Source organism: Streptomyces sp. NBC_00299 (genome assembly GCF_036173045.1).
GTDB lineage: Bacteria > Actinomycetota > Actinomycetes > Streptomycetales > Streptomycetaceae > Streptomyces > Streptomyces machairae.
Map to the genome: position 1 here is coordinate 4,606,182 of NZ_CP108039.1, position 12,907 is coordinate 4,619,088.

The window sequence follows — 12,907 nt, forward strand, 5'->3', positions numbered from 1 at the left end:
CACCCCCTAGGGGATGTCACAGCTCGGCAGCAAAGCCGGGCCCGAACCGCAGGGCCCGGCACGCGAATCTCCGGGACCAGGTACGTTCGAAGACGTGGCTGGATTCAGGATCGGACGCGGAAGCCGGAACAACGGCAGCCCGCAAACGCGCCCCCAACAACCTCCGTACGGGCAGCAGGCGCCCCAGGGACAGTCGTACGGCTATCCCCCGCCGCCGCAGCAGCCGTACGGCGGCCCGGGCGGCGGCGCAGGCGGCTGGCCGCAGGCGAACGGCGGTGGCGGCTACGGCGGTTACGGCGCCGGTGGCCAGGGCGGCCAGGGCGAGCCGGAGTACTTCGGCGACGGCGGCTACCCGCACGGCCCGGGCGGCGGCGCCCCCGACCCGTACGCGGCGAACAACCCGGGCCACACCCAGGCGTTCTCGGTCGACGAGGACCCCTACAACCAGGGCGGCACCTACCGCGCGGGCGCGGCCCCGGCCGCCCCGGCCGGCCCCCGCCTGCACTGGAAGCAGCTGCTGCGCGGCATCGTCCTGTCCCCCTCGCAGACGTTCCTGCAGATGCGGGACTACTCGATGTGGGGCACCGCCCTCATCGTGAGCTTCCTCTACGGCCTGCTGGCCGTCTTCGGCTTCGACGGCGCGCGGGCGGACGCGATCAACGCGACCCTCTCGAACGCGGTCCCCATCGTCCTGACGACCGCCGTCGCGATGGTCCTGTCGGCCTTCGTCCTGGGCGTGGTCACCCACACCCTGGCCCGCCAGCTCGGCGGCGACGGCGCCTGGCAGCCCACGGTCGGCCTCTCCATGCTGATCACGTCCCTCACGGACGCCCCCCGCCTGGTCTTCGCCATGTTCGCGGGCGGCGACGCAACCTTCGTCCAGGCCCTCGGCTGGGCCACCTGGATCGCAGCCGGCGCCCTCCTCACCCTGATGGTCTCCAAGTCCCACGACCTCCCCTGGCCGAAGGCCCTGGGCGCGAGCGCGATCCAGCTGGTCGCGCTGCTGTCGATCGTGAAGCTGGGCACGTTCTAGGACGCGCGGCTCGGCCGAGCACGTAACGAGCGCTCGTACGAGAAAGGGCCCCCGGCATGTCGAACGCCGGGGGCCCTTCTCATCGTCTGGCCCTTCAAGATCAACGCAGGTGCCCGCGAAGTTCCAGCGCCAGTAGCCGTCTTCGTACGCGGGGACGGTGGTCGTCAGGTTGCCGGTGATCGTCAGTGTCTTGCCTTGGCGATCGGCTCAGGACTCGCGTTGGCGGTCAGCTTGGAGTGCCGCTGGAGGCGGGTGGTGGTGTAGGCCCACCGCTCGGCCCGGCTGTCGTCGTTCGCCCACACCTGGACACCGACCTTCCATGTACCGGCGTCGGCGCTCGTGAGCCACCAGTCCGGTTCGAAGGTGAAGGTCTTCGTGCAGGTGGATGTCGTGCTGCTGGAGGCAACGCAATCCGCGGGGGTGGTGTCCTCGTTGGGCAGGATGTAGCCGTCGGGGTTGTCGTGCGGGTCAGTGCCGTCCGGCCCCCGCCACAAGTAGAAATCCGCATCCCAGATGCCCGACGGGTCGGTGGCGGTCGCCGAGACCGTGATCGTTTTGTCGGCTGTGTCGACCACGATGTTCTTACCACCGTTGACGACGACGCCGGTGATCTGGATGTCGCCCACGGTCTCGTCCGCATAGGCACCAGGGACGGCGAAGCCGGCCAGCCCGGCGACGGCCGTGAGCACAGCAAAGGCAACGCGCTTGCGCATGTATCTCTTTCACGGAGCGTTGAGTAGGCACCGCCGAACGGGGCCCGGCGGTGCAGTTGAAACCGGTCAGGGACCGGTGACGGACTTGATCGTGCCCGGGTGGGTGGCCTGTTGCCAGATCACCGTGAACCGGGAGCTCGGGCGGGCGTCGACCTGGGGTACCCGGCTGTCCGACGTGAGCGTCTTGGTAGTGCCGAAGGCGCCGGAGCGGCTGATCAGGCGGGCGCTGGTCTTCGTGTAGCTGTAGGGGATCGCCGATGTGGGGACGACCGTGTGGAAGACCAGCATGCCGTCGCCGTCATCGTCCAGGACGAGGTCGGGCCGGTCGCCGAGGCCGAGGTTGGTGACGGTGCCGCGGGTGCCGGCTGCAGACAGACGGCGGCCGAGCAATTCGAGCTTGTTGCCGTTGTAGCGCGTCCACACGATCATTGAGTCGCCGTCGAGGTCGGTCGCGACCGCGTGGTGGAAGCCCACGGTGTCGGTGGAGGCCGAGATACGCAGAGGGGCCGCGAGCGTGCCGGTACGGCTCCAGCGCGAGGCCCAGACCTGCGCGCGGTCACCGCCGCCGGAGCGGTAGCTGATGACGGCGTCGCCGTCCCGGTCGACGCCGACACGTACCATCCCGAACATGCCGTACGAAGCGATCGGCGTGGTGAGTACCTTCGTCGCTGAAACGGAGGCCGAGATCTGCCGGGCCACGACCTCCGAGCCGCGGACCCAGGCGACGACGAAACGGCCGCTGCGGTCGACGCCGACGGCCGGCTTCTCGGCGGAGCCCGAGCCGAGAGTGATGGGCGCGCCGAGCGTTCCGTCGAGGTAGAGGCGACGGGCGACCGCGTACCAGCTGCCGTCGCGTCTCTCCATCCACGCCGCCATAGCGGTGCCGCCCGGCGTCACGGCGACCACCGGACCGGTGGCCGGCCGCGACGTGGACAGCCGCTGCACGGAGCCTACGAGGCTGCCGCTGGCCGCGACCCGTCGACCCACGACCTGGCTGTCCTGTTCCCAGACCACCGCCGAGTCGCCGGTGTCGTCGGAGTCGGCCTCCGGCCAGGCCACCGAGGCGCCGTCCGGCGACAGGGTGCGGATCGCTCCCGTCGTGCCGTTCGCAAATTTCACCCTGGTCTGGACCCCGGCGGTAGGAGTATGTCGTCGACGGGTCGCCAGCCGTCCAGGTCAGCAGGGCGTCGCCCTGGCGATCGACCGAGACTTTGGGAGAGTCGTCGGCCGTCCAGCCCGAGGCCGACACATTCCACGTCGATGTCCATGCGGCTTCGGCGCCCATGGTCACCGTCGCGGTGACCGCGATCCCGGCCGCCGCAGCGACAGAAACCCCGCAAGGCCACGACGCTTCAGTGAACGCCGATGACGAGCTACACGCAGTGCCACTCTCATCCCCCAGATCAAATTGCCATGAGTTGGGCACAGCCGTCACACAGATTGCCCGCAATCCCCAGCGCACCTGCATGCACAAACGTCACAGTGCGGTTCTGACGGGCTGGACCAGACCACCTGTCAGCGCACCGCACCCGTCCGGTAACCGCCCCCAGACGGCCTCACCACCGCCCTGGGATAGGCTCCCCGCCCATCTGGCCAGTCCTAAGAGCCGCAAAGGGGGGAGGGGCGGTGCAGCTCACCGTTCAGTGGGGGGATCTTTGGGCACCTGTTTGCCTGATGGTCCTGAGCATCATCCTCAGCCTGGGAACTCGTGGGTGGCGCCGCAAGCGGCGGGCTGCCGTGAGGTGGCGCTCACGGACTCACTGGGAGTGGCTGCCGTTCATGTTCGGGTCGGTCGCAGCGATCGCAGAGCTAGGGCGTCTCCTCGACGTACCCGACCCGGGAATCGCCATCGCCGACGTGGTTGCTCGTGTGCTGGCCCTCACCACGGTCTTCATGCTTTTCCGAACCCTGTTCATCCTGTTCGCGCGTGGCGGCCGACTCTTGTTCCGACGCCGTGCAGCGGACAGCAGTAGCTGACAGCAGTAGCTGACAGCAGCCGCAGCTGCCTGCCCGTTCCAGCGGGGGTGCGGAGGCCGCGCACGGTATCCCTGCCGAGACGCGGCTTCGGCGGAGCCACGGATCAGAAGGTCGTCAGCGTCCCCGAACAACATGAGAGCCCCTCGACGGCCTATCGAGGGGCTCTCTTTGATCTACGGAGTACTCGCAGGTCAGACTGCTTCCTTATTCGACTTGGCCGCTTCCCCGGACTTATGTACTGGAGGCAGCACACTCCACGGGAAGTTGATCCACTCATCGGTGCGCTTCCACACGTACTCGCACTTCACGAGGGAGTGGGACTTCTCGTAGATGACCGCGGACCGCACCTCGGCGACATGTTCGACGCAGAAGTCGTGCACGAGCTTCAGCGTCTTGCCGGTGTCGGCGACGTCGTCGGCGATCAGGACCTTCTTGTCGGTGAAGTCGATCGCGTTGGGGACGGGCGCCAGCATGACGGGCATCTCGAGCGTGGTCCCCACCCCCGTGTAGAACTCCACATTCACCAGGTGAAGGTTCTTGCAGTCGAGGGCGTACGCGAGCCCGCCGGCGACGAAGACCCCGCCGCGGGCGATGCTCAGCACGATATCCGGCTCGTACCCGTCATCGGCGATGGTCTGCGCGAGCTCGCGGACGGCGATGCCGAACCGCTCGTAGGTGAGGTTCTCGCGTACCTGCTCTTCGCTCATCCCGCCGCTCACACCTGAGTCCGATGGAAGTTCTGGAAGGACCGGGAGGCGGTCGGACCGCGCTGTCCCTGGTACCGGGACCCGTACCGCTCGCTCCCGTACGGGAACTCGGCGGGCGAGCTGAGCCGGAACATGCACAGCTGCCCGATCTTCATGCCCGGCCAGAGCTTGATGGGGAGCGTGGCGAGGTTGGACAGCTCAAGGGTGACGTGCCCGCTGAACCCGGGGTCGATGAACCCGGCGGTGGAGTGGGTGACGAGCCCGAGCCGCCCGAGCGAGCTCTTCCCCTCGAGCCGCGACGCAAGATCGTCGGGCAGCGAGATGACCTCGTACGTCGAGGCGAGCACGAACTCCCCGGGATGCAGGATGAACGGCTCGTCCCCCTCCGGCTCGACGAGCCGCGTGAGATCCGCCTGCTCGATGGAGGGGTCGATGTGCGGGTACCGGTGGTTCTCGAACACCCGGAAGTACCGGTCCAGCCGTACGTCGATGCTGGACGGCTGCACCATGGTCTGGTCGTAGGGATCGATCCGTACCCGCCCGGCGTCGATCTCGGCCCGGATGTCCTTGTCTGAGAGAAGCACGCCCCGAGGATACGCAAGGCGCGCGGAACGGCCACAATCGCGCCGCCGCGCGCCCAGCGCTACACCTGCCGGTGACTGCTGTTACTCCTGTTACGGCTACTTCTACTTCTTACTGCTCGCCTACCGCTGCTTACTGCTCCGCTACCGCTTCTCCAGCGTCACCGGCACGACGCTCCGAAGCCGGGCACACCGGGGGCACCGGAGGAGCCGGCCGGGGCCGAGGCGATCGGCCTGCTGCATCGGGAACGAAGCGGTGCTGAACACGTGCCCATCGGCACAACGGACGACGGTGCGCTCCATCAAGTCCAAGAGTCCCTTCCCCAAGAGCCGCGTCTGGCTGCTGCCTGCCTGACGACGAGAGGCCACATTACGGGATCAAAGGGACGGCTCTCCAGGCGGCACTCCGACCCCGCCCGGACCCTCTCCCACCCCTCCACCGTACGCCCCAACTCCGGCCCCCTGCACCCGGATCCCAGCCCCTGAAACCCACTCAGGCCCCACGGCGTCAGCGCCGGGGGCCGGTGATGAGGTACAGTGACCAGGCGATCGGACACCGCCTCCGGATCCTCTCGGATCTTCCCGGCGGGCGTCTTACGCGGGTGTAGTTTAATGGTAGAACATCAGCTTCCCAAGCTGAGAGCGCGAGTTCGATTCTCGTCACCCGCTCCATGTGAAACCCCCAGGTCATTGGCCCGGGGGTTCTTTGTTGTCTAGACCGGTGAGCCGGTCGCGCACCACAACCGCACGGTGTGCCCAGGTGTGACGGAGGTCGTAGAAGCAGAAGCTGTCCGGGAGGCCAGCGACCGTGCGGGCGCGGCGCCACTTCCGACCGAAGGAGGACGCCGGAAGGGGTGCGCCCTTCTCCCCGACGAAGACGAGGCCCTCGGGCCCCTTCTCGGCGTACCAAGCGAGGTGCCGCTTCACCTCCTTGTGCAGAAAGAGTGAGGCGCCAGCGGATCCCGATCGCGTCGGCGAGGGCGTCGACCTGGGCGACGGGGGCGATGCGCCTTTCGGCAGCGGATTCCTTGCCCGCGCCCTTGATCCGGCACGGGTTGCGGCTGATCAGGTCGTCGTCGACAGCCGTCTCCAGGATGCCCTTGAGGAGGCGGTACGCCTTGGCGACGGTCGTCTTGGCTCCGGTGGTGCGGAGTCGTTCGGCCCGCCACTCGCGGACACGGGGAGCGGTGATCTCGTCCAGGTCGACGTACCGAAGGCCGGGAGGATGTAGAGGCGCAGGAGGTGCCAACGGCCGGTCCTGGAGGTCGAAGACGACGTGGTGGACGATCAGGACGGCGGAGCCCGGCTCCAGTTGTGCACCGGCGGCGCGTGACCAACAACCAGGACGGGCCGATCACGCTGTCTACCTCGTGGCTCGCTCCGGATGCCCGCCGGCCTCATCGACGTCTCGCGCGTTGTCCTCGACTCCGATCACGTCCGAGCTAGTGCTGTGACCGTGAAGGTTCGCCGGGTTGGCCGCGATGCCCCCTCCATCACCGAGTGTTGAACAGCCCAACCTGCCCGGCGGTTGAGCATCCTGAGGTCCTCGACATATCCCACCTGCGCAAATGGTTACGAGGCAAGCGCATCGGCGTGCGCATCGCCCTGGCCTCGCAGCAGCCCTGTGCTGCTACAGGTGACTGCTCCGCCTCACCGCATAGGACACCGTCTTAGGGCCATGTGGCCGATCTCGTCTTGTGCGGCAGCTCCGAATCCCAGAGCATCCATTACATAATCGCAGCTTACCCACCTTCGACTTCCCGGGAGATCAGCATGTCCAGAACAGGCTACTCATATTCCAAGATTCCAGTGAATCCATTGGTGGCCACGCTGCTCGAGAAAGGCGTGGGGAACAATGTAAGGATTATTCGGGGATTCGTTGGCCCGTCAGACGATGACGCCGTTGTCGTCATCTACCAGCGGCTCGACCGCCTGTCTGACAAGGTGGAAATCCCGAAGGGTGACATCCTGCACCACGCCGAGGCACCGTCTTCCCCTTTCGGAGGCGTGATTCTCTGGGTCAAGAAGGATGCCGAAATCCTCATCAATCGAGTTGGAATCAGAACCCTCGGGCGGTCCCCTGAAGGGTGAGATGCGAGAATCCAGGAGGGGGAGACTCCGCATGCACGTTCCAGAACGCGATGTATGCACCTCGAATTGCGCACCCTGCTATTCGCCGCCCTGCGATGTGTGCACGTCGTCCTGCTGGATTCCACTGCGGTGAGATTCGATGATTTGTGTACAGCACTGCAGGCACTCGAGTTCCCCTCGGACGGCGAGCGGGACCACCCGGAACTCCGAGCCGTTCTCGCCGCGCGATCGAGTATCCAGGATGCCGTCCTAGATGACGACTTCCTCGCTAGCTGCCTTCATTTGGAGTTGCAGCTGCTCGAGAGAGATGAGTTGCGGCCGGGATTGGTGCCGTTCTTCACGATGCCGGGGCTCGGGATTAGATTCGCTTTTGGGTACTGGCCTCCGGGAGGCTCGCCAGGGCCACACGAGCACACAGCTTGGACAATTACTGCAGTCTGCCGTAATGAACTCGAGGTACTGACCTACGACCGCGAGGAATCGTATTCTCGCCGGGAGTTGGTTCTCAAGAATCGCTTTCCCGCCTCGGCTGGGAAAGTCGGCTACATCTACGAGCCATGCATCCATGCGCCGATCAATAATTCGTCGCGCTGGTCGCTGTCTTTCCATATGACCAGCCCGAGGGACGGCGAGGACCCAGGCGATGTATGCGGCGATCCCCTACCCGGCCTCTTGGAGAGGGCAAGACCCGACCGGACGAACAGCGACCACGTCTACCGAAAGGTCATTGAAAGGCGACGACAGGTAAGGCGCATTCGCGCAATCGGCAATATGCTTCCCTCCCTGAACAGCACGAAAGCCTCGTCTCTTTCGGATAAATGTACCGCTCTCGGCGGATTCATGACCGATAGGCCTGAGTCCGGCAAGCCAACCCGACATGGGTTTGCACTGGAGCGTGTGCACAAGGACCTTGAGCTGAGTTACCGCCTCGATGCCGGGATGGCAGTCCTCTATTCGGAGACTCCGACCGGCTCGTTGAAGGAACTAGCTCTCGACAGCCTCGGGCGCGAGGCGATCGCCTTTGTTTCCAAGGAGCGAAGTTTCACAATCGAGGATATGCCAGGAGATCTATCTACGGAAGAGCGTCTGCACATCGCGGATGCTCTGGAAGAGACTGGCCTGTACGTGAAAATTGGTGATGATTATGCATGCACGTCAGATTGAGGTCGCATCGGACTCACGGCAGGTTCTCGACGCCCTGTCTTACGAGGCTCCATTTGTCATCGAGAAGCTAGTAAAAGATCATATCGTGGACACACCGGAGGAAGGCCAAGCGCTTTTTGAAGAAGTCAAACGATACCTCGTACTCGCAAGCGTGAGCGGTGAGGCGGCGTGGCCCATGTACTCCCTGCGCGTCGACGAAGCATGGCATCAATTCATCCTCTTCACTCGGCAGTACATGGAATTTTGCCATAAATATTTTGGTAGGTACATGCCTCACAATCCGAGCAATTCCCCGACGGACGGTCAGGAGAAGCCTGCAGCCGCAACATCATTCAGGCTCTTCGCGGATCGTTACAAGGAGCTCTTTGTCACCCCGTTGCCGAATATCTGGCTTGACGCAGAGACTGTCACAATCCGTCGGCGGGTAATCAATGACAGTGCTGGGTCGGTCCAGGTCCGGGCAGACTTGGACGCGGTAGACCTGCTGGCTCCGAGCGGTGAAATTTTGTTTTCCGTTAACAGGCTTGCCGAGGATGCCCTGACATTCATCGCCCATACCGGCGCCTTCTACGTCAGAGAGCTGCCCGGTGACCTGAGCGACGATGAGAAGACGGCTCTTGTTTCGGCCCTGATGGGAATCAGGATCCTCCGTTCAGCCCCGTGATATGCCGGCACGCCGGCCTGGGATCCGCTGCACCACAAGCGCACCAGATCGAGCGGGGAGCAACGGGGAATCACAGTGAAAGCCGACGGTACCGACGAGGGCGCGGGTAAGCCATCAACGCAGTGGGCACCCGAACGTCCTTGAATGCCCGCAGCTTCCCAAGCTGAGAGTGCGAGTTCGATTCTCGTCACCCGCTCCATGATGAAACCCCAGGTCAGTGGCCTGGGGTTTGTTTATTGTCTAGCTCCAATTCGAGGGTTACGTGCCCTACTGACCTGCACAGCGTGGTCTCGTAGGGGCTGGCGTCTCGTGATCCATGCGGTGTGCCGACTGGATGAGGTACGCGCAAGGGGGCGAGCCGACCGACGAACGGCTTACTGTCCGCGAGCAGTTGCGGTTGGAGGCGGCCGAGCGGTTCCGGCAGGGGGACGAGAACACAGTCATCGCTCACGATCTGCGGGTCAGCATCCGGTCGGTACAACGTTGGCGCAAGGTTTGGTGGCAGGACGGGCCAAGAGCCCTGGCCTCGGAATGGCTCCAGCAGCTTGGCGATGCGGTTGTCTTCCAACTGCCGCCCTATGCACCCCGACCTCAACCCGGTCGAGGGCACCTGGTCCGTCCTGCGACGCCAGTCGCCATGACGACATCACTTCCACCACTGGAGGGCCTGGCTCGGCATGGCTGTCCAGGTGCCAATCGCCCTGGATGCGCAGCCCGTTCATCCGCCCCGGCTCGGCGAGTCCACCCCGGACCGTGAGGCAGCCGAGGTCGATGTCCCGGCGCCGGAGGCGGGCGGCTCCATGGCATGAGGCAGCCGCTCTGGTGTCGGCCTCGAAGATCATGGCCCCAACGTCGTGCGTGCGCTTCCGAGGCGCGAGCCATGATCACTCACCAAAGCCGCTCAGCGGACCTTGTGCCGGCTAGACGCGGTCCTGGAAGACGCAGTTCCACACGTGCGTGCCGGCGACGCTGCCGTCGGCGCGCAGCGCCTCCAGCGTGTAGAAGTGCGTGGTTCCCCGTGCGGCCGTGGTGTCCGTGTAGGCGCGGGTCTCCGCAGGCAGCAGACCGGCGTGCAGCGGCTCGTACGAGGAGGGGTCAGGGTTGCCCCCTCCCCCTCCCCTTTTCACGGACGTTCGGCACGCGTCGGCCATACCGGTGGCCAGGCACTCCGTCGGTACGGCCCAGCTGTCGACAGTCGCGCACTCCACAACTCTTGAAATTGCGCGCCTCCCGCAACCGGGACCGTTCCCGCACCACTTCAACAACGGTCGACCTTCCTCATCCGTAGCCTGGTAAACGTCTCCTTCCACAACGGTCCAGCCCTCAACGCCCGACGCGCAAAAGGAAAATCGCCAAATCGCTGACTTCCGCACACGCTCCAGCCGGCTTTAGACGGTGTTGCGCTGCTCGGTCAAGAGCGGGTGGTCTGCCGCCCTGACTGCATCGCCGAGGCGGATCCGGAGAGCCGCCGTGCAGGCCTTGAAGTCCCCCTACGATCAGGCATATGGTCCTCACCGTGCCCGCGAAGCGGCGCACCACCACGACGGGGGACAATCCATGCGGCGCTTTTCTATGACTGCTGCAGTAGATGCCAGTCTTCTTCTGCTCGGATCGTCCCCGCCCGCGGCCAGTCCGACGGCCGACTGGTAACCGGTCAAGGCCATCTGATCTGACGGTCGACAGCTGGGCCGCTGCCCGCGTCGACAAAGGCTGGGATTACACCTGCAAGTAAACGGCCGCGAAGCGACTGCAACACCCCAGTCGTCAACCCGGCCCTCGTTCGGCTCAAGTCAGACACTGTCGCTGTGATCTGGGCACAACCCTCGCCAACCAGGCGCTATGGGCCCGCTTACTCTCACGGCGACCGAACGAACTCTACTGAGGAAAGACCTGATGAAGAAGAGACTTATCAGCCTGCTCGCCGCAGGCGCGGCAGTTACTGGCACCGGCCTTGCAACCGCCACCCCCGCGATGGCGGCTCCCCCGTACTGGCAGGAGGTGAGCACCAACTCGAACTGGCACTGTTCGCCGTACAAGGCGCATCGCCTGTCCCTCAATATCAAGTTCAAGACGTGCATCGTGCGCAACGCCAGCAATGGCGCCCAGGCTGTGCTTGTGGTGCAGAACAGTGGCACCAAAGCTGCCCTCATCCGTGGCGTTCTCGATACGTTCAACACGGGCGGCGACTATCAAGGCAACTACATGTACTCGTGCAAGGAGTCGAAGCTCAACCCGGGATACACCCGCGGCTGCTTCGGCACTACGTTCCCCGGCACGAATGACATTTCCGCAACCTCTTCGCTGTACATGAACGGTAACGACGACATCAACCTCTCTCAGGACTCGTGGCACGGCTAGCCTCGAGTTTTCGTGACGGTCTGTCGGTTTTCCGGCGGGCCGTTTCGGCTGTAACAACAGCTGACTCAATGAGGTGATTCGTCCACCGCCGCGTACGAGGACAGCAGTACGCTCGGGTGATCGCTGGAGTCCGCCGGGCGGTCACAACTCGCGCCAGTTCACGGGTGAGCGCCTAGTTGTAAAAGGCCATGACGTTCCGGCGGGCGGACACGGTGTCACCCGATGTGCCTTCGATGACGGCTTGGCCGATGGCTTCCATGGTCGGGGCTGGGCCGGCGGGTACGGGGGTCATGAGATTCCTCGTTGTCGTTCTCAGGCTGCGTGGTCGAAGTTGATGGGCATGGCCAGGGTGGTGAGATCGCCGCGGTCGGCGGAGCGGATTGTGACGGGCCGGTCGTGTCCCCTCAGGTCGAGCATCACGTCCGGGCCGATCGCCGTGCTCAGGGCGGGATAGAGCGTGGTCATCTCGAACCGGATCTGAAGGGCGTCGCCCCTCACGGTGGCGGGGAGCGAGATGCCGGGGTGATCGTCGTTCGGGTGCTGGACGTTCACTTCGTGGTCGGAGGCGTGCAGCGCGACGTGTTCGCAGGGGTGTTCTTCCAGGGCCCGCAGCAGCAGGTCCTTCGAGACCGTCGCGCGGGTGGTGACCTTGCCCAGTGACGCGAACATCTGCCGGTGGTCGGGGAACTCCTCGGGCAGCATCCGGCAGTGGCGGTCCTCCCGCGCGGGCATGCGCAGCCAGATCCCGTGCGGCACCGCTTCGATACGGACCAGCACACTGCGTCGGACCTCGGCGACCGCAGCCCGTAGGTCGTCGCCGTCGACGGTGCCGGCCCACGTCTGCTCCGCCGGCCGCGCCGGCACCAGGGTCCGGGTGGAGAGCCGGTATCGGTCGGTCGCCGTCAGGGCGATCACCTCATCACTCGCCTCGATGTGGAGGCCGGCGAGCACCGCCATCCCTGGCTCGTGCGCGGTCGCAGTCAGAACCTGCTCGACCGCATCCGCCAGTACGGGGCCCTTCAGCGTGGCGATCAGCAGACCGGGCACGGTGCCGCTAAGTGCGGCCTTGATGACCGCAGCCTTCTGACGTGCCGTCGCCGCATCCCATTCGATCTTGACGATATGTTCGTCGAGCAGCCGTGCCGCCTCGTCGGCCCCGGCGTCGAGGACCGCCTCGACCGCGGTGAGAGGCATGGCGATCTCACGGAGCTGACGTAGTACCCGTGCCCGCGCCACCTGGTCGGCGTCGTAGTAGCGGTACCCCGTGACCGGGTCCACTTCGGCAGGGGGCAGTAGCCCGGAGTCGGCGTAGAACCGCAACGCGCTGGAGGTCAGGCCACTGCGTTGGGCAAAGACCCCGATCGGCATCAGCTCAGAATTTGGCACCCCGCCATCATTGAGCTTCAACCAACTCGAAGGTCAACATCGACGTGGGACCTCATCAACGTCATGGCCAGCAACAGCTGGACAGGCCCCGTAACCGCTCCGTCGCAGGTCAGCTCCGCGCCCACCCGTGGAAGACCCAAGCTTCCCCAGCTGAAGTCCCAGGCATGCTCTGGCTCCCCGAAGCGTCAGAGCAAGTCCCGCCAGAACGGGACCGTTGTGCCGTCCACCACGAC

General features: G+C 65.1%; 12 protein-coding genes, 2 tRNA genes and 2 pseudogenes. 9 read left to right on the top strand and 7 right to left on the bottom strand.

All coding sequences use genetic code 11. The features are described 5' to 3' along the window. Positions 1-13 precede the first annotated feature (13 nt). Complete coding sequence (locus tag OHT51_RS20230) at positions 14-1,033, top strand: Yip1 family protein (protein ID WP_328880334.1); 1,020 nt, start codon at positions 14-16, stop codon at positions 1,031-1,033. A gap of 182 nt (positions 1,034-1,215) precedes the next feature. Here OHT51_RS20230 and OHT51_RS20235 read toward each other — a convergent pair whose 3' ends face one another. From OHT51_RS20235 to dcd, 4 genes are all read right to left on the bottom strand, one after another. Next, positions 1,216-1,746, bottom strand: coding sequence for a DUF5707 domain-containing protein (locus tag OHT51_RS20235; RefSeq protein WP_328880335.1), 531 nt, complete (start codon positions 1,744-1,746; stop codon positions 1,216-1,218). A 66-nt stretch (positions 1,747-1,812) separates the two neighbouring features. Then, on the bottom strand, positions 1,813-2,865 hold the full coding sequence (locus OHT51_RS20240; protein ID WP_328880336.1) for a hypothetical protein: 1,053 nt from the start codon (positions 2,863-2,865) through the stop codon (positions 1,813-1,815). Between the two features lie 1,049 nt (positions 2,866-3,914). Then, the gene (locus OHT51_RS20245; RefSeq protein ID WP_328880337.1) at positions 3,915-4,430 is read right to left on the bottom strand and encodes a phosphoribosyltransferase; all 516 of its coding nucleotides are present in this window, start codon (positions 4,428-4,430) and stop codon (positions 3,915-3,917) included. Positions 4,431-4,438: 8 nt separating this feature from the next. Then, positions 4,439-5,014 carry a dCTP deaminase gene (dcd, locus tag OHT51_RS20250; protein WP_328880338.1) on the bottom strand — a complete coding sequence of 192 codons (576 nt, stop codon included), beginning with the start codon at positions 5,012-5,014 and terminating at the stop codon, positions 4,439-4,441. A 595-nt stretch (positions 5,015-5,609) separates the two neighbouring features. Here dcd and OHT51_RS20255 point away from each other — a divergent pair. Continuing rightward, positions 5,610-5,683: transfer RNA gene (locus OHT51_RS20255), tRNA-Gly, on the top strand. A gap of 87 nt (positions 5,684-5,770) precedes the next feature. Here OHT51_RS20255 and OHT51_RS20260 read toward each other — a convergent pair. Beyond that, positions 5,771-6,253: pseudogene (locus OHT51_RS20260) on the bottom strand (tyrosine-type recombinase/integrase); the annotation flags it as partial. A gap of 531 nt (positions 6,254-6,784) precedes the next feature. Between OHT51_RS20260 and OHT51_RS20265 the strand changes: the two are divergent. The 6 genes and pseudogenes from OHT51_RS20265 (at position 6,785) to OHT51_RS20290 (ending at position 9,739) form a co-directional block, all read left to right on the top strand. Next, on the top strand, positions 6,785-7,102 hold the full coding sequence (locus OHT51_RS20265; RefSeq protein WP_328880339.1) for a hypothetical protein: 318 nt from the start codon (positions 6,785-6,787) through the stop codon (positions 7,100-7,102). 99 nt (positions 7,103-7,201) lie between these two features. Beyond that, positions 7,202-8,266 (top strand): hypothetical protein, encoded by a 1,065-nt coding sequence (locus OHT51_RS20270; RefSeq protein WP_328880340.1) that lies wholly within the window; start codon positions 7,202-7,204, stop codon positions 8,264-8,266. Then, entirely contained in the window at positions 8,247-8,930 is a 684-nt protein-coding gene (locus OHT51_RS20275; RefSeq protein ID WP_328880341.1) for a glycine-rich domain-containing protein, read from the top strand. Before OHT51_RS20270 ends, OHT51_RS20275 begins: the two co-directional genes overlap by 20 nt. Positions 8,931-9,032: 102 nt before the next feature. Next, positions 9,033-9,129, top strand: a tRNA-Gly gene (locus OHT51_RS20280). 135 nt (positions 9,130-9,264) lie between these two features. Beyond that, positions 9,265-9,462: pseudogene (locus tag OHT51_RS20285) on the top strand (helix-turn-helix domain-containing protein); the annotation flags it as partial. Between the two features lie 145 nt (positions 9,463-9,607). Next, complete coding sequence (locus OHT51_RS20290; protein ID WP_328884624.1) at positions 9,608-9,739, top strand: hypothetical protein; 132 nt, start codon at positions 9,608-9,610, stop codon at positions 9,737-9,739. 111 nt (positions 9,740-9,850) lie between these two features. Here OHT51_RS20290 and OHT51_RS20295 read toward each other — a convergent pair whose 3' ends face one another. Beyond that, positions 9,851-10,138 (bottom strand): hypothetical protein, encoded by a 288-nt coding sequence (locus OHT51_RS20295; protein ID WP_328880342.1) that lies wholly within the window; start codon positions 10,136-10,138, stop codon positions 9,851-9,853. A 685-nt stretch (positions 10,139-10,823) separates the two neighbouring features. Between OHT51_RS20295 and OHT51_RS20300 the strand changes: the two genes are divergently transcribed. Then, positions 10,824-11,288 (top strand): hypothetical protein, encoded by a 465-nt coding sequence (locus OHT51_RS20300; RefSeq protein WP_328880343.1) that lies wholly within the window; start codon positions 10,824-10,826, stop codon positions 11,286-11,288. Between the two features lie 312 nt (positions 11,289-11,600). Here OHT51_RS20300 and OHT51_RS20305 read toward each other — a convergent pair whose 3' ends face one another. Next, positions 11,601-12,674, bottom strand: a complete 1,074-nt coding sequence (locus tag OHT51_RS20305) for a DNA polymerase III subunit beta family protein (protein WP_328880344.1) — start codon at positions 12,672-12,674, stop codon at positions 11,601-11,603. Positions 12,675-12,907 lie beyond the last annotated feature (233 nt).

Bases quoted from the DNA above. Each gene is read 5' to 3' on its own strand.
- OHT51_RS20275 (WP_328880341.1), top strand. From the start codon at position 8,247: ATGCATGCACGTCAGATTGAGGTCGCATCGGACTCACGGCAGGTTCTC.
- OHT51_RS20245 (WP_328880337.1), bottom strand. From the start codon at position 4,430: ATGAGCGAAGAGCAGGTACGCGAGAACCTCACCTACGAGCGGTTCGGC.
- OHT51_RS20265 (WP_328880339.1), top strand. From the start codon at position 6,785: ATGTCCAGAACAGGCTACTCATATTCCAAGATTCCAGTGAATCCATTG.
- OHT51_RS20290 (WP_328884624.1), top strand. From the start codon at position 9,608: ATGGCTGTCCAGGTGCCAATCGCCCTGGATGCGCAGCCCGTTCATCCG.
- OHT51_RS20230 (WP_328880334.1), top strand. From the start codon at position 14: ATGTCACAGCTCGGCAGCAAAGCCGGGCCCGAACCGCAGGGCCCGGCA.
- OHT51_RS20235 (WP_328880335.1), bottom strand. From the start codon at position 1,746: ATGCGCAAGCGCGTTGCCTTTGCTGTGCTCACGGCCGTCGCCGGGCTG.
- OHT51_RS20300 (WP_328880343.1), top strand. From the start codon at position 10,824: ATGAAGAAGAGACTTATCAGCCTGCTCGCCGCAGGCGCGGCAGTTACT.